Source organism: Stenotrophomonas sp. Steno-Z1 (genome assembly GCF_056393175.1).
This window is the reverse complement of record NZ_JBWJPB010000003.1, coordinates 181,182-200,730: the sequence shown is the minus strand read 5'-3', so window position 1 is coordinate 200,730 and position 19,549 is coordinate 181,182. Positions and strand designations below refer to the sequence as shown.

Here is a 19,549-nt window from a genome sequence, read left to right as displayed (position 1 = left end):
CAGCAATGCAGATGCGCGCGTGACCCGAGCGCGGGTAGCGCCACGCCATGCGTGGCTGCTGCGGCTTTTGGCGTTGCTGGTGTCTGCCAGCCACGCATGGCGTGGCGCTACCTGTGCGGGCCGGCGGCATCTGCGGTCGCGTCGCCACCTCGACCGTGCTGCGGCGTGCCTTGGCCGGACACGGTGCAGCGCCCACAATGGCGGCCTGTTTGATCGCCTTCACGCCCGGGTAGCCATGTCACTGAATCCGTACGACCTGTTTGATGTCCGCTCCCTGCTCACCGATGAGGAGCGTGCCGTGCAGGACACGGTGGCGCGCTTCACCGACGCACGCGTGCTGCCGATCATCGGCGATGCGTTCGACCAGGGCCGCTTTCCGGACGAGTTGATCCCGGAAATCGCCGCCCTCGGTCTGCTCGGCTCCAGCCTGCCCGAGCAGTACGGCGGTGGCGGGCTCAACGCGGTCAGCTACGGCCTGATCTGCCAGGAGCTGGAACGCGGCGATTCGGGCCTGCGCAGTTTCGTGTCGGTGCAGAGCTCGCTGTGCATGTACCCGATCTTCGCCTACGGCAGCGAGGAGCAGCGCACGCGCTGGCTGCCGGACATGGCTGCCGGCAAGGTGATCGGCTGCTTCGGCCTGACCGAAGCGCATGGTGGCTCGGACCCGGCGGCAATGAAGACCCGCGCGGTGCGCGACGGCGGCGACTGGGTGGTCAACGGCAGCAAGATGTGGATCACCAGCGGCCCGGTGGCCGACATCGCCATCGTCTGGGCGCACACCGAGGACGGCATCCAGGGGTTCGTGCTGGAAAAAGGCATGCCCGGCTTCACCACCCAGGAAATCAAGCACAAGATGAGCCTGCGGGCATCGCTGACCGGCGCGCTGTTCTTCGACAACGTGCGCGTGCCCGAGCGCAACCGCCTGCCCAACGTGCAGGGCCTGAAGGGGCCGCTGGGCTGCTTGAACCAGGCCCGCTATGGCATCAGTTGGGGCCCGATCGGTGCGGCGGTGGCCTGCCTGGACGAAGCGTTGAACTACACCAAGGAACGGGTGCTGTTCGGTCGCCCGGTGGCGGCCACGCAGAGCGCGCAGATCAAGCTGGCCGACATGGCGCGGCGGATCACCACCGCGCAGTTGCTGGCGCTGCAGCTGGGCCGGTTGAAGGATGCCGGGCAGTTGCAGCCGCAGCAGGTCAGCTTGGCCAAGTGGAACAACTGCCGCATGGCCATCGACATCGCGCGCGAATGCCGCGACCTGCTCGGTGGCGCCGGCATCACCACCGAGCACATGGCGATCCGGCACGCCTTGAACCTGGAATCGGTGATCACCTATGAAGGCACCGAGACCGTGCACCAGCTGGTGATCGGGCGCGAGCTGACCGGGATCAACGCGTTTTGAAGGCCTCCTGAGCATCGGCCAGGGGCTACGCACTCCGGCAGGTACCGACCGCGGGTCGGTACGCGTGCTCAGGCCCCGCCGGCGAAACCGTTCTGGCGCCATGCCTCGTACATCACCACGGCCACCGTGTTGGACAGGTTGAGGCTGCGGTTGTCCGGCTGCATCGGCAGGCGCAGGCGTCGGCCGTCGGGCAAGGCGTCGAGCAGGTCCTGGGGCAGGCCGCGGGTTTCCGGGCCGAACAGGAAGGCATCGCCGTCGTCGAACTGCTGGGTGTCGTAACGCACGCTACCGCGGGTACTGAGGGCGAACAGACGCTTGGGTGCGATGGCCTGCAGGGCGGTGTCCAGGTCGGGATGCACCTGCAGTCGAGCGTATTCGTGATAGTCGAGGCCGGCGCGCTTGAGCTGCTTGTCGCTCAGGTCGAAACCGAGCGGCTCGATCAAATGCAGCCGCGCGCCGGTGTTGGCGCAGAGGCGGATCACATTGCCGGTGTTCGGCGGGATTTCGGGTTGGAACAGGATGACGTGGAACGTGGGCGCGGTCATCGCCGCAGTTTACGCGGCTGCTGCGCGTTACCGCAGCAACCGGTTACGGGCGGACCAGCACCTGGGCAGCGGTGTCGAGCGCCAGGGCCTGCAGGTCGGCAGCCGACGGACGCACCTGCAGGGCCGGCAGGTTGACGATCACGTCGCGGGCGACGGCGGTGGCGGCGGCGGTCAGGGTGGCCACGTAATCGCGGTGGGTCACCTGCTCGGCGGCCAGGGCCTGGTACTGCTCGGCGGTCGGGCGCACTTCGACGGCGGCCAGCGTGGTGACGCGGCGGCTGCCGGCCAGTTCGGCGCGGTAGTCGGCGATCAGGCCGGCAGTCGGCCGGACTTCGACCAGGGCCAGGGTCGGGATGGCGCTGCTGCGCTCGACTTCGGCCTGGGCGATCTGGTCGGCCGAGGGGCGAACCTGCACGGTGTCCAAGGTGACGATGGAGGCGGCCTGCACGTTCGAAGCAAACGCGGTGCCGGCGGCGAGGGCAATGGCAATGGCGAGGGTCTTGGTGTTCATGGCGGGGCCTGTTTAGTGTTGGTGGGCAGTGGTGTGGTAGTAAGGTAGTACACCGATTCTGGGCTTGCAAGAACAATTTGCTTTTTCTTTCTTTTGTTCAGCGTCCAGTCAGTTTCATTCTGTTCGCGAACGTGCCCCGGCCAATACCAAGCAGGTGCCGTGCCAACTTTAATGCGTTGATTTGAAAGGATTTTCCATGGATGGGGCGGTGTCCGCTGTCCGGACACGTGTCCGCGCAGACCGTCAGGGTGTCCGGGTGCTGGTCTTCTGGCGGGCTTGGGGCGGCCCATCACAAAGGGCCGGACGTTGGAAGTTCCCCGATCCAGGCAGTGACTGTTGGCGGATGCCGCAGGCCCTCGCCACGCGATAGCATCGGCCTTCACTTTCATGACCAAGGAACCGGAATGACCGTTCATCTTCGACCGCGTGCCGCGCTGCTGGCTGTAGCGCTTTCCGCCGCCCTGGGCAGCGTGGTGCCGTCCCCGGTGCTGGCCAAGCCCGCCACGCCGGCCAAGGTCGACATTCCGTTCGAGCAGTTCACCCTTCCCAACGGGCTGCGCGTGGTCGTGCATACCGATCGCAAGGCGCCGATCGTGGCGGTCAACGTCTGGTACCACGTCGGCAGCAAGGACGAGCCCGCTGGCCGCACCGGGTTCGCGCACCTGTTCGAACACCTGATGTTCCAGGGCAGCGAAAACCACAACGGCGAGTATTTCGAGCCCTTCAAGCAGGTCGGCGTGACCGGCCAGAACGGCACCACCAATACCGACCGCACCAACTACTTCGAGAACGTGCCGACCACCGCGCTGGACATGGCGCTGTGGATGGAGTCCGACCGCATGGGCCACCTGGTCGGCGCGATCGACCAGGCCGCGCTCGACGAGCAGCGCGGCGTGGTCCAGAACGAAAAGCGCCAGGGCGAGAACCAGCCCTATGGCCAGGTGTGGGACAAGCTGACCCGCGCGATGTACCCGGAAGGCCACCCGTACCACCACGGCGTGATCGGCTCGATGAACGATCTCAACGCCGCCTCGCTGGAGGACGTCAAGACCTGGTTCCGCACCTGGTATGGCCCCAACAACGCGGTGCTGGTGCTGGCCGGCGACATCGACGTGGCCACCGCCAAGGAGAAGGTCGCCCGCTACTTCGGCGACATCCCGGCCGGCCCGAGCATGGCCCAGCCCAAGGTGGACGTGGCCAAGCGTGAGAAGAGCACGCGTGAAGTGATGACCGACAAGGTGCCGCAGGCGCGCATCTACCGCGCCTGGAACGTGGCCGAGGTCGGCACCACCGACATCGACCAGCTGCAGCTGTTCGCCCAGGTCCTCGGCGGCGCCAAGTCCTCGCGCCTGGACCAGCGCCTGCTGCACCAGGACAAGCTGGTGGACAACATCAGCGCCGGCGCCTACAGCTCGCAGCTGGGCTCCAACTTCGTGGTGATGGCCACGGTGAAGCAGGGCGTGGACCCGGCCAAGGTCGAGGCGATCATCGATGAAGAGATCAAGCGCCTGGCCAAGGACGGCCCGACCGCCGACGAACTGAGCCGTGGCAAGACCGCCTTCCGCGCCGGCTTCATCCGCGGCATCGAGCGCATCGGCGGTTTCGGCGGCAAGGCCGACGCGCTGGCCGAGTGCACCGTGTTCGAAGGCGACCCGGGCTGCTTCCGCAAATCGCTGGCCACCATCGATGCGGCCAGCGCCGCCGACGTGCGTGCGGTGGGGGCCAAGTGGCTGGGCGTGGGCGACCACACCATCGTGGTCGAGCCGGGCGCCCGCGTGGCGCTGCCCGAGCTGCCGTCGGCCTCGCCCAAGCCGTTCACCGTGCCGGCCGTGGACGCCAGGTACACCACCCTGCCCAGCCAGGTGGATCGCAGCACCGGGGTGCCGCAGACCAAGAGCTTCCCCGAACTGAAGTTCCCGCAGCTGCACCGCGCGACGCTGAAGAACGGCACCAAGGTGATCCTGGCCGAGCGCCACGACATCCCGGTGGTGCAGTTCAGCTATGAGTTCCCGGGCGGCTTCACCGCCGACCAGGGCCGCAAGCAGGGCACCGCCAACTTCACCATGGACCTGATGGGCGAGGGCGCCGGCAAGCTCGGCGCGCTGCCGTTCGCCAATGCCGCCGACGCGCTCGGCGCCACCCTGGGCGCCTCGGCCTCGCTGGACAGTGCCAGCGTCTACCTGTCCGCCTTGAAGGAAAACCTGGCGCCGTCGCTGGCCCTGTATGCCGACATGCTGCGCCAGCCGCGCTTCGACCAGGCCGAGATTGACCGGGTCAAGGCGACCTGGATCGCCGGCATCCAGCAGGAAAAGGTCAACCCCAGCGCCGCGGCGATGCGGGTCATGCCGACCCTGCTGTACGGCGCCGGCCATCCGTATGCCATTCCGTTCACCGGCAGCGGCAACGAAGCGGATATCCAGTCGCTCACCCGCGAGGACCTGGTGGCCTTCCACCGCGATGCGCTGCGCCCCGAACAGGGCACCCTGATCGTGGTCGGCGACACCACCCTGAAGGACATCGTGCCGCTGCTGGAGCGCCAGTTCGGTGACTGGAAGGGCCAGGGCACCGCACCGCAGGTCAAGGCCCCGGTCGACGTGGCCCGCCCGACCCACACCCGCGTGTACCTGATCGACCAGCCGGGTGCGGTGCAGGCCAACCTGTTCGCCAGCCAGGTGGTGCCCTCGGCGATGGACCCGGGCAGCACCCGCTTCGATATCGCCAACGGCGTGCTCGGCGGCGACTTCACCTCGCGCCTGAACATGAACCTGCGTGAGCAGAAGCACTGGTCCTACGGTGCCGGCAGCAGTGCCAGCAACACCCTGGGCCAGCGCCCGTGGGGCGCCCGCGCGCCGGTGCAGATCGACAAGACCGCCGAGTCGATGCAGGAAATGCAGAAGGAGATCAGCGAGTTCGCCAGCGGGGCCAAGCCGGCGACCGCGGCCGAAGTGGCGCGCATCCGCAACATCCAGACGCTGAGCCTGCCCGGCGCCTATGAAACCGCCAGCGCCGTGCTGGGCACCATCAGCGGCATCGTGCGTTACCAGCGCCCGGACGACTACGTGTTCAAGCGCAAGGCCGAGATCGAGGCGATGACCCCGGAGCAGGTGCAGCAGGCCGCGGCCACGCTGGACCCGAAGACCCTTACCTGGGTGGTGGTGGGTGACCTGAAGCAGACCGAGAAGGAAGTCCGCGCGCTGAACCTGGGCGAGGTCCACGTGATCGACGCCGATGGCAAGCCGGTGGCGCCGTCCCCCGCCGCCCGGTAAGGCCCGCTGCTGGCCGGCGCCACCCGATCCCGGGAGGGTGCCGGCCGCAGCCCCGCATCGGCGCCGAGCCGTCGATGGAACGGTGCCGGGCACACTGCCCGGCACCCATCACCCGCGATTCAGCTGTTGTCCGCACACTCCCCCTCTGTTACCCAGCCAGGTCCAACGCATGCGCCTTCTCCTGCTTTCCCTGCTTACCCTCAGCGCCACTGCCTGCACCTGGGTGCCGATCGAACCGACCGGCAAGACCGTACGCGTGTTGCCCGCCGGCCAGGTGCCGAGCGGCTGCCAGACCAAGGGCGAGGTGGTGGTGACGGTCAAGAGCAAGGTCGCCTTCTACAACCGCAACCCCCTGCGCGTGCAGGAAGAGCTGGAAACCCTGGCGCGCAACGAAGCGCCCAGCGCCGGGGCCAATGCCGTCCAGGCCGCAGGCCAGCCGGCCGATGGCAGCCAGCGTTTCCTGGCCTTCCAGTGCCCGCCGCGCTGAACCCTTCAGGCGCCCGGACCGACCATACGCCCGAGCGTGAATTCGTAAAGGTGCGGTGAAGGCAGCGCCGGCTTACAATAGCGCCCCCTTTGCCTGAGCCTTGGCGCTAACTGATGCTCTTCAAGAATGTCTCTATCGCCGGCCTGGCGCACATCGACGCGCCGCACACGCTGACGTCCAAGGAAATCAACGAACGTCTGCAGCCGACGCTGGATCGTCTGGGCATCCGTACCGACGTGCTCGGCGATATCGCCGGCATCCATGCCCGCCGCCTGTGGGATGCGGACATGCTCGCCTCCGACGCCGCCACCCTGGCCGGGCGCAAGGCACTGGAAGACGCCGGCATCGGCGCCGACAAGATCGGCCTGCTGGTCAATACCTCGGTCAGCCGCGACTACCTGGAACCGTCCACCGCCAGTATCGTCTCGGGCAACCTGGGCGTGGGCGATGAGTGCATGACCTTCGACGTCGCCAATGCCTGCCTGGCCTTCATCAACGGCATGGACATCGCCGCGCGCATGCTCGAGCGCGGTGAGATCGACTACGCGCTGATCGTCGATGGCGAAACCGCCAACCTGGTCTACGAGAAGACCCTCGAGCGCATGGCCCTGCCGGGCGTGACCGCCGATGACTTCCGCAACGAGATGGCCGCGCTGACCCTGGGTTGCGGTGCCGCCGCCATGGTCATGGCGCGGACCGAACTGGTGCCCGACGCGCCGCGTTACCGCGGTGGCGTGACCCGTTCGGCCACCGAGTGGAACCAGCTGTGCCGGGGCAACCTGGACCGCATGGTCACCGATACCCGCATGCTGCTGATCGAAGGCATCAAGCTGGCCCAGAAGACCTTCGTCGCCGCGCGCGAAGCGCTGGGCTGGGCGGTGGACGAGCTGGACCAGTTCGTCATCCACCAGGTCAGCCAGCCGCACACCGCCGCGTTCATCAAGAACTTCGGCATCGACCCGAAGAAGGTCATGACCATCTTCGGCGAGCACGGCAACATCGGCCCGGCCTCGGTGCCGATCGTGCTGAGCAAGCTCAAGGAGTTGGGCCGCCTGAAGAAGGGCGATCGCATCGCGCTGCTCGGCATCGGCTCGGGCCTGAACTGCTCGATGGCTGAAGTGGTCTGGTAAGCAGACCAGTACGTTGAATCCAAGGGCCGGTACTACCGGCCCTTTTTACAGGTGCGATTGCATGCCCCAGCTTCCCGGTTACCCCGCTCATCCGCACCGCTTCGAGGTGCGCCCCGGCCTGTCGATGAACTATCTGGACGAAGGCCCGCGCGATGGCGAGGTGGTGGTGATGGTCCACGGCAACCCGTCGTGGAGCTATTACTGGCGCACGCTGGTGGCCGGGCTGTCGGACAAATACCGCTGCATCGTGCCCGACCACATCGGCATGGGCCTGTCGGACAAGCCCGATGACGCGCACTACGACTACACGCTGCAGTCCCGCGTGGACGACCTGGACGCGCTGCTCGCGCACCTGGGCATCACCGGCCCGGTGACCCTGGCCGTGCACGACTGGGGCGGCATGATCGGCTTTGGCTGGGCGCTGTCGCACCACGCGCAGGTCAAGCGCCTGGTGGTGCTCAATACGGCGGCGTTCCCGATGCCGGCCGCCAAGAAAATGCCGTGGCAGATCGCGCTGGGCCGTCACTGGAAGATCGGCGAGTGGATCATCCGCACCTTCAACGCCTTCTCCGCCGGTGCCTCGTGGCTGGGCGTGGAACGGAAGATGCCGGCCGATGTGCGCCGCGCTTACGTGTCGCCGTACAACAGCTACGCCAACCGCATCAGCACCATCCGCTTCATGCAGGACATCCCGCTGTCGCCGGCCGACAAGGCGTGGTCGCTGCTGGAGCGTTCGGGCCAGACGCTGGCCACCTACGCCGACCGCCCGGCCTTCATTGGCTGGGGCCTGCGCGACTTCGTGTTCGACCATCACTTCCTGGCCGGCTTCCAGGCCGCGCTGCCGCAGGCCGAGGTGCATGCCTTCGAGGATGCCGGGCACTACGTGCTGGAAGACAAGCACGAGGTGCTGGTGCCGAAGATCCGCGCGTTTTTGGACGCAAACCCGATTTGACCGGGGTGACGACCAACGGTCGTCACCTACCCAGCAACCGGTGGGTAGGACGTTGGGTCGGATCGAAGCCGGTCACAGGGCACTGACATTTGATCGGGTCGGGACCCCCACCCGTAGAGCCGACCGTTGGTCGGCTGCCCTTCGCGCCGGGCCATCAACCCCCGGACGCGCACTTTCACGCCGCGATCGGCGCCTGCGGGGCTGGCGAATTGCCGTTGTCATCGGGATGGTCGTCGTCATTGCCCGCCTCGTCCCGCCAGCCCCAATCGGCCAGGGTGAGCGCCGGCATGCCGTGCGCCACGCGCGCCTTGTCGCACTGCGGGCTGGCCTTGCCGTATTCCCACGATGCATCCACCTCGCGGCACACGCTGGGCCGGTTGGGATGGATGCTGCAGCGCGAATACACTCCGATCTCGGCATCCAGCGCCACGCAGTAGACCGGCTTGGACAGGGTGCCGCGCATGCACAGGCGGTGCGGGTCCAGCACCTGGGTCAGTTCGTGCGGCACGCCGCCGGGGGTGACCTCGTCCGATTCCATCCAGTGGAACGCCACACGGTACTGGGTGCAGCAGGCGCCGCAGGTGAGGCAGGGATGGGACATGGGGGACCGGCCTTGGGCGGCAATCGAGCAGGAGGGAAGGCCGCGAATTTTCCATGCCGTGGCCGCCCGCGCAAGATTTTTCTGCAGCGGCGACAATGAACGGATGAACGCCGCCACCAACATTGCCGCGCGCCTGCCCGAGCTGGCCCGTGAGCGCCCCGACCAGATCGCCATCCGCTGCCCCGGAAAGCCCGGTGCGGGCGGCATGGCCGCCTATGACGTGACCCTGGATTACCGCACCCTCAACGCGCGCAGCGACGCCATGGCCGCCGGCCTGGCTGCCCACGGCATCGGCCGCGGGGTGCGCGCGGTGGTGATGGTGCGGCCCTCGCCGGAGTTCTTCCTGCTGATGTTCGCGCTGTTCAAGAACGGCGCGGTGCCGGTGCTGGTCGACCCCGGCATCGACAAGCGCGCACTCAAACAGTGCCTGGACGAGGCGCAGCCGCAGGCCTTCATCGGCATCGGCCTGGCCCACGTGGCGCGGCTGGTGCTGCGCTGGTGCCCGGGGGTAAAGACCCTGGTCACGGTGGGCCGGCGCTGGGGCTGGGGCGGCACCACGCTGGCCCGGGTCGAGGCCGAGGGCGCGCGCACGCCGCAGCCGATGGCCGCCACCGATGGCGAGGACGTCGCCGCGATCCTGTTCACCAGCGGCTCCACCGGCGTGCCCAAGGGAGTGGTCTACCGCCACCGCCACTTCGTGGGCCAGGTCGAGCTGCTGCGTGCGGCCTTCGGCATGGAACCCGGTGGCGTGGACCTGCCCACCTTCCCGCCGTTCGCGCTGTTCGACCCGGCGCTGGGGCTGACCTCGGTGATCCCGGACATGGACCCCACGCGCCCGGCCAAGGCCGATCCGCGCAAGCTGCACGATGCGATCGCCCGCTTCGGCATCACCCAGCTGTTCGGCTCGCCGGCGCTGATGCGGGTGCTGGCCGACCATGGCCAGCCGCTGGCCGGCGTGCGCCGGGTGACCTCGGCCGGTGCGCCGGTGCCGCCGGACGTGGTCGCCCGGATCCGCCGCCTGTTGCCGGCCGATGCTGAGTTCTGGACGCCCTACGGGGCCACCGAGTGCCTGCCGGTGGCGGTGATCGAGGGCCGCGAGCTGGAGAGCACCCGCCAGGCCACCGAGGCCGGCGCCGGGACCTGCGTGGGCCGCGTGGTGGCGCCCAACCAGGTGCGCATCATCGCCATCGATGACGCGCCGCTGGCCGACTGGTCGCAGGTGCGCGAACTGGCCACCGGCGAGGTCGGGGAAATCACCGTGGCCGGCCCGACCGCCACCGACAGCTACTTCAACCGCCCACAGGCCACCGCCGCGGCCAAGGTCCACGAGGTGCTGGCCGACGGCAGCACGCGCGTGGTGCACCGCATGGGCGATGTGGGCTACTTCGACGCGCAGGGCCGGTTGTGGTTCTGCGGGCGCAAGACCCAGCGCCTGCAAACGGCGCATGGGCCGATGTACACCGAGCAGGTGGAGCCCGTGTTCAATGCGCTCGAGGGCATCGCCCGCACCGCGCTGGTGGGTGTCGGCGCGGCCGGCCAGCAGCGACCGGTGCTGTGCGTGGAGCTGCAGCCCGGCTGCAGCGATACCCCGGCACTGCGCGAACGCCTGCGCCGCGAAGCCGACACCCACCCGCACACCTCCCGCATCATGCAGTTCCTGATGCATCCCTCCTTCCCGGTGGATATCCGCCACAACGCCAAGATCGGCCGCGAAAAGCTGGCCGTCTGGGCCGCAACCCAAGTGGACACGCGCGCATGAAGATCCTGGTGACTGGCGGTGGTGGCTTCCTCGGGCAGGCGTTGTGCCGTGGGCTGGTGCAGCGTGGCCACCAGGTGCTCAGCTTCAACCGCGGCGACTACCCGCCTCTGGCCGCGCTCGGCGTGGGCCAGATCCGTGGCGACCTGGCCGACGCCGATGCCGTGCGCCACGCGGTGGCCGGTGTCGATGCGGTGTTCCACAACGGGGCCAAGGCCGGTGCGTGGGGCAGCTACGAGAGCTATCACCAGGCCAACGTGGTCGGCACCGACAACGTCATCGCCGCCTGCCGCGCGCATGGCGTAGGCAGGCTGGTCTACACCTCCACGCCCAGCGTGACCCATCGCGCCACCCATCCGGTGGAAGGCCTCGGCGCGGACGAGGTGCCGTATGGCGAAAACTTCCAGGCCCCGTATGCGGCCACCAAGACCATCGCCGAGCAGCGCGTGCTGGCCGCCAACGACGCCCGCCTCGCCACCGTGGCGCTGCGCCCGCGGTTGATCTGGGGGCCGGGCGACCAGCAACTGGTCCCGCGCCTGGCCGAACGCGCGCGTGCCGGCCGGCTGCGCTTCGTCGGCGACGGCAGCAACCTGGTCGACACCACCTACATCGACAACGCCGCGCTGGCGCATTTCCTGGCCTTCGAGCACCTCGCCCCGGGCGCGGCATGCGCGGGCAAGGCGTACTTCATCTCCAACGGCGAACCGCTGCCGATGCGCGAGCTGCTCAACAAGCTGCTGGCCGCGGTGGGCGCACCGGCGGTGCACCGGTCGATCAGCTTCAAGACCGCCTACCGCGTCGGTGCGGTGGCCGAGCGCCTCTGGCCGCTGCTGCGCCTGCGTGGCGAGCCGCCGATGACCCGCTTCCTCGCCGAACAGCTGTGCACCCCGCACTGGTACAGCATGGAGCCGGCGCGTCGGGACTTCGGCTACGTGCCGCAGGTCAGCATTGACGAAGGCCTCACGAGGCTGAAGTCTTCATCGCATGCACAGGATGCCGTCACTTCCTGAACACCGGCTTCTGGCCACCATGGCAGCACGCCAATCCGGCACGCATTACGCGAGGATCGACATGCTGCATTACGCCGTTATCTTTTTCGTCATCGCCATCATCGCGGCGGTGCTTGGTTTCTCCGGCATCGCCGGTGCCGCCAGCAACATCGCCTGGATCCTGTTCGTGGTCTTCCTGATCCTGGCGGTGGTGTCGATGTTCCGCAAGCGAGGTTAGTCTGCCGGGCAACCCGCGCTACCTCTCTCCAGCGCGGGTTGCCCAGGCAGTGCCTTGCGACGGCCTGGCGTGCGAAAGCGCGTCGGGCCGTCGTCGTATCAGGCCATGATCGAGCTGCGCAATGCGCGTTCGCGCGCATGCCGCTGCAGGGCCAGTTCCAGCAGCCGGGTGATCAGCGCGGTGTAGCTCAGGCCGCTGGCGGCCCACAACTTGGGGTACATGCTGATCCGGGTGAAGCCGGGCAGGGTGTTGATCTCGTTGATCACCACCTCACCGTCGCGGCCGAGGAACACATCCACCCGCGCCAGCCCGGCGCAGTCCAGCGCCTGGTAGGCCCGCACGGCGATGTCGCGGATGCGCTGCTGGTCGGCGTCGCTGATGGCCGCCGGCACCACCACGTCGGCGCCGGTCTCGCTGATGTACTTGGTGGCGTAGGAATAGAACGCGTCGTGCACCACCACCTCGCCGCACACGCTGGCTTCGGGGTGCTCGTTGCCGAGGACGGCGCATTCGATCTCGCGTCCCTCGATCGCCGTTTCCACCAGCGCCTTGTGGTCGTAGGACAGTGCCAGCGCGAGGGCCTCGTGGAATTCCCGCGCGTCGTGCACCTTGCTCACGCCCACCGACGAGCCCTGGTTGGCCGGTTTGACGAACAGCGGCGAGCCCAGTTGCGCCACCAGCGCGGCGTAGTCGGCGTCGGCCGCGCTGGCCCGGTTGAAGCAGGCGAACGGCGCCACGGCCAGGCCGGCGTCGCGCAGCAGGCGCTTGGCCACGTCCTTGTCCATCGCCACCGCCGAGCCGAGCACGCTGGAGCCGACGAAGGGCAGGTTGGCCATGCGCAGCAGGCCCTGCAGGGAACCGTCCTCACCCAGCGTGCCGTGCACGATCGGGAACACCACGTCGATCTGTTCCAGTGCCGTGGCCGGGTCGGTGGGCACCAGTTGCTGGTGCTCCAGCCCGGGGCGCACGGCCAAGGCGTTGCCCGAGGGGTTCAGCGCGATCCGGGCCGGATCCTCGGCGTGCAGCAGGAACGCCTGCGGGTCGCTGACATGCCATTGGCCCTGCTTGTCGATGCCGATCAGGGTCACGTCGAAGCGTGTCGTGTCCAAGGCGTCCACGATGTTCTTCGCCGACTGCAGCGAAACCTCATGCTCGGCCGAACGGCCACCGAAGATGATGCCTACCCGGGTCTTGCCCATGCTGTTGCCGCTCCTGCGCCTGATGTGGGCCGCATAGCATGAACCGGTCAGCGGCCGGCGGCGCAACCGGCCTTCATGATCGCGTCAGCCTCGACGCGCGCTCTGGGTCCGCCGCTGCCATGGGCCGAGTAGAATGCAGCGATGGCCCGTTCCCTCCTCAGTTCCCTCAAGCCGCTGGCCGGCAATGCGCTGCAACTGGCGCTCAACCGCGCGCTGGCACTGGACCCGGACACCCGCGCCGCGCTGGGCGCGCTGGATGGCCGCCACATCGCCCTGACCCTGGAATCGCCCGCGCTGGCGATGCGGATCGGGGTGGACGGCGAGCGGCTGACCGTGGGCCCGGTCGACCCGCAGCAGGAGCCGGACCTGGCCGTACGCAGCACGCTGGGCGGGGTACTGGCGCAGTTGCCGTTCCTGGCCAACGCCCGCCGCGGCGGCGATGCGCCGGCCGGGCGGGTCAAGGTCTCCGGCGATGCCGAGCTGGCCCGGCGCCTGCAGCAGTTGGCCACCCGTTTCGATCCGGACTGGCAGCAGCCGTTCGTGCGCGTGTTCGGCGAGGTGCTGGGGGTGCAGGTCGCCAACAGCCTGCGCTCGGCCCTGCAGCATGCGCGCCGCGGCGCGTCCGACCTGGCGCACAGCGCCGCCGAATATGTCACCGAGGAGTCGCGCGACGTGGTACCGCGAGCAGAACTGGAAGCCTTCCACGACGACGTGGACGTGATGCGCGACGATGTGGAACGCATCGCCGCGCGCGTGCAGCGCCTGCGCCAGGTGCGCGCATGAAGGCGATGTTCCGCGCCACCCGCATCGGCCGCGTGATCCTGCGCTACCGCCTGGACGACCTGCTGCAGGGCACCCCGCTCGAGCGCTGGCTGCGCCTGGCCAAGCCGTTCGTGCCACGCGCCTCGGCCGATATCGCCGCGCAGTCGCGCGGCGCCCGGCTGCGTCTGGCGCTGCAGGACCTCGGCCCGATCTTCGTCAAGTTCGGGCAGATCCTGTCCACCCGCCGCGACCTGATCCCGGCCGACGTGGCCAATGAACTCACCCTGCTGCAGGACCGGGTCAAGCCGTTCGACGGCGCGACCGCCCAGCGCATCGTCGAGCAGGCGCTCGGCCGCCCGGTCAGCGAGGCGTTCGCCAGCTTCGACCTGCAGCCGCTGGCCTCGGCCTCGATCGCCCAGGTGCATGCGGCCACGCTGGCCGACGGCCGCCAGGTAGTGGTCAAGGTGCTGCGCCCGGACATCGAACGGCAGATCGACGCCGACATCGCGCTGCTCACCTCGGCCGCCGCGCTGGTCGAGCGCGCCCATCCGCGCGCCGACAAGATCCGCCCGCGCGAAGTGGTGGCCGAGGTCGAGAACACCCTCGCCGCCGAGCTGGACCTGCAGCGCGAAGGCGCCAATGCCAGCGTACTGCGCCGCAACTGGGTCGATTCTGACGATCTGTATGTGCCGGAAGTGATCTGGAGCCACACCGCCGAACGCGCGCTGACCCTGGAGCGGGTGTGGGGCATTCCGTCCGACGACATCGCTGCGCTGGACAAGGCCGGCATCGATCGCAAGGCGCTGGCCGCCAAGGGCGTGCGGGTGTTCTACACCCAGGTGTTCCGCGACAACTTCTTCCACGCCGATGCGCACGCCGGCAACATCTGGGTCGATATCGATCCGGCGCGCCGCGACAACCCGCGCTTCATCGCGCTGGACTTCGGCATCATGGGCCAGCTCTCGCAGGAAGATCAGTACTACCTGGCCGAGAATTTCATGGCCATCTTCAACAAGGACTACCGGCGCATGGCCGAGCTCCATGTCGAGGCCGGCTGGATGCCCAACAACGTGCGCATCGACGAGCTGGAAGCGGCGGCGCGTTCGGTGTGCGAGCCCTACTTCACCCGGCCGCTGTCGCAGATTTCGCTGGCCGAAGTGCTGATCAAGCTGTTCCGCGTGGCCCAGCGCTACGAGCTGACCCTGCAGCCGCAGCTGATCCTGCTGCAGAAGACCCTGCTCAACATCGAAGGCGTGGGCCGCCAGCTCGATCCGGAACTGGACATCTGGGCGGTGGCGCGGCCGGTGCTCGAGCGCATCCTGCGCGAGCGCTACAGCCCGCGCCGGGTGCTGAAGGAGCTGCGCAAGCGGCTGCCGGAAATCATGACCCACACCCCGGACATGCCGCGCCTGGTGCACGCCTGGCTGAAGCAGCAGGTGGATGGCGGGCACGAGCTGTCGATGCGCTCGCAGGACCTGGTCGCGCTCAATACCAACCTGCAGAAACTGCAGAAGCGCGCGGTGGCGGCGATCGCCGGCGTCGGCCTGCTGATTGTCGCGGCGGTGCTGTACGGCATGCAGCCGGGCGGCTGGTATTTCGGTGATGCGCCGGTGTGGAGCTGGGTGAGCGGCGTGGCCGGCCTGTTCTCGCTGGCCAGCGCCTGGTGGCGCCGCTGACCGGCGCGACTGCCACGGCGCCAGACGGCGCCGCGGCGGTATCGGTTTACCAGTGGTAGCCCAGGCCGAGGTGTGAGGTGAGGCTGGTGAAGCGGTCCACGCGGGTCTTGTGCCAGGTCTTTCCGAGCCCGACGTTCAGCATCAGGTGCTCGCCCAGCGGCTGGTTGCGGCGCAGGAACACGCGGGTGGACTCGTGCTCGCGCACCAGCAGCGGGTCCAGTTCGGCCGAGTAGGCCGAGGTACCGGTACCCACCCACAGTTGGCTGGAGCCCTTGCCCTGTACATCCTTCAGGCGCAATGACAGCGTGCTGCCGTCCCCGCCGGGACCATGCGAGAGATGGTGCTTGCTGTAGCGGTAGGAGGCGGTCACCCGCGGGAAGTAGTACGCCGCACCCACCGACCATGCCGACACGTACGCACTGCCGTGGTACTCGGCGTATTTGCCGCCGGCGCTGAGTACGGTGTTGGGAATGACCTTCAGATGCAGTTCCTGGGCGATTTCGCGGTTGACGAACACCGGGTTGTCATCGGAGTACATCACCGAGGTGCGGGTGGAGAAGGCATCGCTCCAGGTGTGGTGCAGCGAGCCGGACAGGCGCGTGCCGCCGTAGCGGGCCCCGCCGTAATCGCGCTCGCCATGGGCCAGGCCAACGTGCCAGCTGCTGGTGCCGGCGCGTCCGGTCGCCTCCACCCCAGACACATCGCGCTTGCCGTAGCCCTCGCGGTAGTCGGTATGGTCGAACTGCACGGACGCGGTTTCCACGGCGGCATAGGCGCTGGACGCAGCCGCCAGCATCAGCGCACACGACAGCGCGCCTCGGGTGATTGAACGCATTGAATTACTCCAGGGGTGGGTGGCATTGCAACTGCTGCACCAGGCGATAGCGCCCGGCAGGCAGGTTTTTCTCGACGGTGATGCGCGGGCCGAGTTCGGTGCCGGGGGCGATCACGCGCCCCGGCAGGATGATCACGGCCACGCCCAGCGCGGCGCCGGCGCCGATCCAGGCGCCCAGCTTGCTCAGACCGGTGTCACGCAGTTCACCGTGGCGCATCACGCTTACGGTGGTGGCGTCCAGGCGGTGGTTGCTGGTGCGGACCAGGGCGCCCAGATAGGCGCCATCGTCCACGCGGCTGTCCGCCACGAAGCACTGCGGCCCGACGCTGACGTCCTGGCCCAGCACGGCGTTCTTGATCTCGGTGGCAAAGCCGATGCGGGAGCGGTCGCCGATCACGCACGGCCCGCGGATCAGGGCGTTGTTGCCGATCAGGCAGTCGCGGCCGATCCGCACCGGCCCCTCCAGGGTTGCCCCATCGCAGACCCGGCTGCCGGCGCCCACCTGCACCGCACCGCGCAAGGTAGCCTGGGGCGAAATGTCCGCGGCGGGGTCGATGCGGGGCGTCATCGTGGCCATCGCCGCGGCCTGCGCCTGCAGTTCACTCCACCACATGGGCATGCCGGGTAGGTTTGTCACGGTCGGGTTCACGGCCGGTCAGCAGGCCCTTGAAGCCGTGCACCAGCCAGATGGCGTAGGCCAGCACGACGTACAGGATGGAGAACGCCGCAGCCGGCACCAGCCAGGCGTTGCGGTGGTGGATGGCGCTGATGCCGCCGAGCACGGTGGTGATCGCGATCCACATCCAGGGCAGCAGCGCCAGCACCACCCCTGTCACGCCATGCTGCTGTACCGCGCCGAGCCACGTGCCCAGCGACGCGAGCAGGCCGACCGCGGCCAGCAGCACCATGGGCAGAATGCTGAAAATGCCGAAGCGGGTGAGCAGCAGGCGCCGATGCAGGCGCATGCACACCGCGTAGCCGACGATCCATCGTCGCCACCGCCGCCATTCTTCGGTGAGCGTGTTGCACTCCTGCGGGTAGACGAAGCAGCGATTGCACTGGCGCAGTCGGTAACCCCTGGCCACCAGCGACCAGGACATGTCCAGGTCTTCGACCTTGGTGCGGTCGGAGAAGCCGACCGCGCGCAGCACCTCGGTGCGGAACATGCCGCACGACCCGGAAATGATGAAGGGTGCGCCGCCCAGCAACTGCTGGAAGCTACGCTTGATCACGATCATCGGCAGCTTCAGGCTTGCCCGTACATGCGGCAGGAAGCCCGCCCCGCGCAGGCAGGACGAGGGAATGCCCCCGACGGCGTCGGCACCGCCGTGGATCTCGGCCAGCATGTAGCCCAGGCCGTCGCTGCCAGCATCGATGCGGGTGTCGGCATCTGTCAGGAAGACTTCGGCGGTGTTCACGTACTGCAGCCCATGCATGAGCGCGCCACCCTTGCCGGTATTGGCCTGGTGCACCGCCACCAGGCGCCCGTCCCACCGGTCCTGCATCCGCTCCAGCACCTCGGCGGTGTCATCGGTGGAGCCGTCGTTGATGCAGATGACCCGTGCCACGTACGGATTTCGCAGCAGGTCGGTCAGGGATCGCTCCAGGCAGGGCCCTTCGTTGAAGGCCGGCACCAGCACATCCACGCAGCCGCGTGCCGCACTCGGACGTCGCCGCAGGCGATGCAGCAGGTGGCCGACGATGCACGCGCACATGGCCAGGAACAGCAGCGTCTTCATCACAGCACCATCCGGTAGGGAATGAATCCCTCGCTGGGCCCGATGCCGATCTGCTGACCACGGAACTGCGCGTGGCAACGCACGTGGCCCTCCTGCATGTAGAAGCGGTCGCGCTGGCTGGCATGGATGCGCAGCGCCTGGATCTTCAGGTCCAGCTGTTCGGAGATGTCCTCGAATACCTGCGGCAGGAACTCCGGCAGCGTACTGGGCGTCTCGTAGCACAGGATCTGGGGCACGCTGCGGCAGGCCACGATCGAGGCCTCGTACACGGCACGGTGATCCTGGTGGCGGTCATCGCGCGACATCGTGTAGACCCGATCCGGGCGCAGCCGGGCACAGACACCTTCCAGCCGTGCAACGAGTTCGTTGCGTGCGTCTGGGAAGCGTGTGTCGGGGAAGTCCATCTGCAGCACGCCGGCCACGCCGAGGTGGCACAGCGCGGACGCGGATTCGCGGGTCCGGTCCATGCCGTCGCGCAGCCCTTTGTCGCCGGTGCTGAGGGTCAGTGCATGGACGCGGGCGCCATGATGGGCAAGCTTGGCCAAGCTGCCGCCACACCCCAGTTCGATGTCATCGGGATGCGCCCCGATAGCGAGTATGTCCAGTGCCATTCCGATGCCGTTAACGGCCAGGATGCCGTTGAAGGGCGCGGAATATGACAGTGTCGTCGACGCATTCCTCTGCAACAATTACGAAAATTGCCGCGCAGTGGCGTGGAATGCAGTCAATCCCATGCAGACGGTATGATGCAGTTCAGGGAACGTCGAGCCCTGCCTACTGCGGTTGTACCCCGCTGCGATGACGCGGCAGAATGCGTCACTGCGGCCCTTGCCGGAGTTGTCAATGTCGCTGCAATCGCTTAAGGAATCGCTGGCCCGCTTCGGCGCCGACAACGACGCCACCCACCCCGAGCGCGCCCAGCGCATGCTCAACATCACCCCGGACACCGGCGAGTTGCTCGGTGTGCTGGTGCGCGCCACCGGCGCGCGGCGGGTGCTGGAGATCGGCACCTCCAACGGCTATTCCACGCTGTGGCTGGCCGAAGCATGCGCTGCCATCGGCGGGCAGGTCACCACGCTGGAGTACGCCGCCGACAAGATCGCCCTGGCGAGGGACACCTTCGCGCGCAGCGGCCTGGCTGCGCAGATCGAGCTGGTCCACATCGATGCCGGTGCGTGGCTGCGCGCTGCGGCCGAGGCCAGTATCGACCTGCTGTTCCTGGATTCCGAACGCAGCCAGTACCTGGGCTGGTGGCCGGACCTGCGTCGCGTGCTGCGTCCCGGTGGCCTGCTGGTGGTCGACAACGCTGTTTCGCATGCCGACCAGATGGCTGCCTTCGAGGCGCAGGTGCGCGGCGATCCGCAATTCCATTGTGTGCGGGTGCCGATCGGCAACGGCGAACTGATCGCGGTGCGCGACGTCGCCTGAATCGCGCTTGATGGCGCTGCCTGCGGCGGGCGGGGA

Annotated in this window: 19 protein-coding genes; 11 read left to right on the top strand and 8 right to left on the bottom strand. The window is 68.2% G+C overall.

Going from position 1 to position 19,549, the window contains the following annotated elements:
* Positions 1-235 precede the first annotated feature (235 nt).
* Positions 236-1,399, top strand: coding sequence for an acyl-CoA dehydrogenase family protein (locus AC06FD_RS11635; protein ID WP_259206838.1), 1,164 nt, complete (start codon positions 236-238; stop codon positions 1,397-1,399).
* 68 nt (positions 1,400-1,467) lie between these two features.
* Here AC06FD_RS11635 and trmL read toward each other — a convergent pair whose 3' ends face one another.
* Entirely contained in the window at positions 1,468-1,944 is a 477-nt protein-coding gene (gene trmL, locus AC06FD_RS11630; protein WP_259206837.1) for a tRNA (uridine(34)/cytosine(34)/5-carboxymethylaminomethyluridine(34)-2'-O)-methyltransferase TrmL, read from the bottom strand.
* 43 nt (positions 1,945-1,987) lie between these two features.
* Positions 1,988-2,455 carry an XAC0231 family protein gene (locus tag AC06FD_RS11625; RefSeq protein WP_259206835.1) on the bottom strand — a complete coding sequence of 156 codons (468 nt, stop codon included), beginning with the start codon at positions 2,453-2,455 and terminating at the stop codon, positions 1,988-1,990.
* Between the two features lie 404 nt (positions 2,456-2,859).
* Here AC06FD_RS11625 and AC06FD_RS11620 point away from each other — a divergent pair, with 404 nt between their 5' ends.
* The 4 genes from AC06FD_RS11620 to AC06FD_RS11605 all read left to right on the top strand — a co-directional run bounded on the left by AC06FD_RS11620 (position 2,860) and on the right by AC06FD_RS11605 (position 8,290).
* Positions 2,860-5,721 (top strand): M16 family metallopeptidase, encoded by a 2,862-nt coding sequence (locus AC06FD_RS11620; protein ID WP_449335148.1) that lies wholly within the window; start codon positions 2,860-2,862, stop codon positions 5,719-5,721.
* A gap of 169 nt (positions 5,722-5,890) precedes the next feature.
* Positions 5,891-6,208: a DUF4156 domain-containing protein gene (locus AC06FD_RS11615; protein WP_259206831.1), complete on the top strand. Its 318-nt coding sequence runs from the start codon at positions 5,891-5,893 to the stop codon at positions 6,206-6,208.
* 113 nt (positions 6,209-6,321) lie between these two features.
* Complete coding sequence (locus AC06FD_RS11610) at positions 6,322-7,338, top strand: 3-oxoacyl-ACP synthase III (RefSeq protein WP_259206829.1); 1,017 nt, start codon at positions 6,322-6,324, stop codon at positions 7,336-7,338.
* A gap of 61 nt (positions 7,339-7,399) precedes the next feature.
* A complete protein-coding gene (locus AC06FD_RS11605; protein ID WP_478077874.1) occupies positions 7,400-8,290 on the top strand; it encodes an alpha/beta fold hydrolase in 891 nt (296 codons plus the stop codon).
* Between the two features lie 175 nt (positions 8,291-8,465).
* Here the strand turns inward: AC06FD_RS11605 and AC06FD_RS11600 are convergent, their stop codons facing one another.
* A complete protein-coding gene (locus tag AC06FD_RS11600; RefSeq protein ID WP_259206824.1) occupies positions 8,466-8,891 on the bottom strand; it encodes a YkgJ family cysteine cluster protein in 426 nt (141 codons plus the stop codon).
* A gap of 103 nt (positions 8,892-8,994) precedes the next feature.
* Between AC06FD_RS11600 and oleC the strand changes: the two genes are divergently transcribed.
* From oleC to AC06FD_RS11585, 3 genes are all read left to right on the top strand, one after another.
* Positions 8,995-10,650, top strand: a complete 1,656-nt coding sequence (gene oleC / locus AC06FD_RS11595; protein ID WP_478077873.1) for an olefin beta-lactone synthetase — start codon at positions 8,995-8,997, stop codon at positions 10,648-10,650.
* Positions 10,647-11,657 carry a 2-alkyl-3-oxoalkanoate reductase gene (oleD, locus tag AC06FD_RS11590; RefSeq protein ID WP_478077872.1) on the top strand — a complete coding sequence of 337 codons (1,011 nt, stop codon included), beginning with the start codon at positions 10,647-10,649 and terminating at the stop codon, positions 11,655-11,657. The genes oleC and oleD overlap by 4 nt, the downstream gene beginning before the upstream one ends.
* Before the next feature lie 61 nt (positions 11,658-11,718).
* Positions 11,719-11,874 (top strand): DUF1328 domain-containing protein, encoded by a 156-nt coding sequence (locus AC06FD_RS11585; protein ID WP_038691201.1) that lies wholly within the window; start codon positions 11,719-11,721, stop codon positions 11,872-11,874.
* 98 nt (positions 11,875-11,972) lie between these two features.
* Here the strand turns inward: AC06FD_RS11585 and ddlA are convergent, their stop codons facing one another.
* On the bottom strand, positions 11,973-13,073 hold the full coding sequence (gene ddlA / locus AC06FD_RS11580; RefSeq protein WP_478077871.1) for a D-alanine--D-alanine ligase: 1,101 nt from the start codon (positions 13,071-13,073) through the stop codon (positions 11,973-11,975).
* A gap of 141 nt (positions 13,074-13,214) precedes the next feature.
* Here ddlA and AC06FD_RS11575 point away from each other — a divergent pair, with 141 nt between their 5' ends.
* On the top strand, positions 13,215-13,856 hold the full coding sequence (locus tag AC06FD_RS11575) for a ubiquinone biosynthesis accessory factor UbiJ (protein ID WP_394162797.1): 642 nt from the start codon (positions 13,215-13,217) through the stop codon (positions 13,854-13,856).
* On the top strand, positions 13,853-15,511 hold the full coding sequence (ubiB, locus tag AC06FD_RS11570) for a ubiquinone biosynthesis regulatory protein kinase UbiB (RefSeq protein WP_259206817.1): 1,659 nt from the start codon (positions 13,853-13,855) through the stop codon (positions 15,509-15,511). The genes AC06FD_RS11575 and ubiB overlap by 4 nt, the downstream gene beginning before the upstream one ends.
* Before the next feature lie 46 nt (positions 15,512-15,557).
* Here the strand turns inward: ubiB and AC06FD_RS11565 are convergent, their stop codons facing one another.
* From AC06FD_RS11565 to AC06FD_RS11550, 4 genes are read right to left on the bottom strand one after another with little or no spacing between them, the layout of a single operon-like run.
* Entirely contained in the window at positions 15,558-16,346 is a 789-nt protein-coding gene (locus AC06FD_RS11565) for a YaiO family outer membrane beta-barrel protein (RefSeq protein WP_478077870.1), read from the bottom strand.
* 4 nt (positions 16,347-16,350) lie between these two features.
* The gene (locus tag AC06FD_RS11560) at positions 16,351-16,959 is read right to left on the bottom strand and encodes an LbetaH domain-containing protein (protein ID WP_478077869.1); all 609 of its coding nucleotides are present in this window, start codon (positions 16,957-16,959) and stop codon (positions 16,351-16,353) included.
* Positions 16,946-18,085 carry a glycosyltransferase family 2 protein gene (locus AC06FD_RS11555; protein ID WP_478077868.1) on the bottom strand — a complete coding sequence of 380 codons (1,140 nt, stop codon included), beginning with the start codon at positions 18,083-18,085 and terminating at the stop codon, positions 16,946-16,948. The genes AC06FD_RS11560 and AC06FD_RS11555 overlap by 14 nt, the downstream gene beginning before the upstream one ends.
* The gene (locus AC06FD_RS11550; RefSeq protein ID WP_478077867.1) at positions 18,085-18,696 is read right to left on the bottom strand and encodes a PIG-L deacetylase family protein; all 612 of its coding nucleotides are present in this window, start codon (positions 18,694-18,696) and stop codon (positions 18,085-18,087) included. Before AC06FD_RS11550 ends, AC06FD_RS11555 begins: the two co-directional genes overlap by 1 nt.
* A 232-nt stretch (positions 18,697-18,928) precedes the next feature.
* Here AC06FD_RS11550 and AC06FD_RS11545 point away from each other — a divergent pair, with 232 nt between their 5' ends.
* Entirely contained in the window at positions 18,929-19,513 is a 585-nt protein-coding gene (locus AC06FD_RS11545) for an O-methyltransferase (protein ID WP_478077866.1), read from the top strand.
* The last annotated feature ends 36 nt before the right edge of the window (positions 19,514-19,549 follow it).

Coding starts and splice junctions, on each gene's coding strand:
- AC06FD_RS11635 (WP_259206838.1), top strand. CDS start 236: ATGTCACTGAATCCGTACGACCTGTTTGATGTCCGCTCCCTGCTCACC.
- trmL (WP_259206837.1), bottom strand. CDS start 1,944: ATGACCGCGCCCACGTTCCACGTCATCCTGTTCCAACCCGAAATCCCG.
- AC06FD_RS11625 (WP_259206835.1), bottom strand. CDS start 2,455: ATGAACACCAAGACCCTCGCCATTGCCATTGCCCTCGCCGCCGGCACC.
- AC06FD_RS11620 (WP_449335148.1), top strand. CDS start 2,860: ATGACCGTTCATCTTCGACCGCGTGCCGCGCTGCTGGCTGTAGCGCTT.
- AC06FD_RS11615 (WP_259206831.1), top strand. CDS start 5,891: ATGCGCCTTCTCCTGCTTTCCCTGCTTACCCTCAGCGCCACTGCCTGC.
- AC06FD_RS11610 (WP_259206829.1), top strand. CDS start 6,322: ATGCTCTTCAAGAATGTCTCTATCGCCGGCCTGGCGCACATCGACGCG.
- AC06FD_RS11605 (WP_478077874.1), top strand. CDS start 7,400: ATGCCCCAGCTTCCCGGTTACCCCGCTCATCCGCACCGCTTCGAGGTG.
- AC06FD_RS11600 (WP_259206824.1), bottom strand. CDS start 8,891: ATGTCCCATCCCTGCCTCACCTGCGGCGCCTGCTGCACCCAGTACCGT.
- oleC (WP_478077873.1), top strand. CDS start 8,995: ATGAACGCCGCCACCAACATTGCCGCGCGCCTGCCCGAGCTGGCCCGT.
- oleD (WP_478077872.1), top strand. CDS start 10,647: ATGAAGATCCTGGTGACTGGCGGTGGTGGCTTCCTCGGGCAGGCGTTG.
- AC06FD_RS11585 (WP_038691201.1), top strand. CDS start 11,719: ATGCTGCATTACGCCGTTATCTTTTTCGTCATCGCCATCATCGCGGCG.
- ddlA (WP_478077871.1), bottom strand. CDS start 13,073: ATGGGCAAGACCCGGGTAGGCATCATCTTCGGTGGCCGTTCGGCCGAG.
- AC06FD_RS11575 (WP_394162797.1), top strand. CDS start 13,215: ATGGCCCGTTCCCTCCTCAGTTCCCTCAAGCCGCTGGCCGGCAATGCG.
- ubiB (WP_259206817.1), top strand. CDS start 13,853: ATGAAGGCGATGTTCCGCGCCACCCGCATCGGCCGCGTGATCCTGCGC.
- AC06FD_RS11565 (WP_478077870.1), bottom strand. CDS start 16,346: ATGCGTTCAATCACCCGAGGCGCGCTGTCGTGTGCGCTGATGCTGGCG.
- AC06FD_RS11560 (WP_478077869.1), bottom strand. CDS start 16,959: ATGTGGTGGAGTGAACTGCAGGCGCAGGCCGCGGCGATGGCCACGATG.
- AC06FD_RS11555 (WP_478077868.1), bottom strand. CDS start 18,085: ATGAAGACGCTGCTGTTCCTGGCCATGTGCGCGTGCATCGTCGGCCAC.
- AC06FD_RS11550 (WP_478077867.1), bottom strand. CDS start 18,696: ATGGCACTGGACATACTCGCTATCGGGGCGCATCCCGATGACATCGAA.
- AC06FD_RS11545 (WP_478077866.1), top strand. CDS start 18,929: ATGTCGCTGCAATCGCTTAAGGAATCGCTGGCCCGCTTCGGCGCCGAC.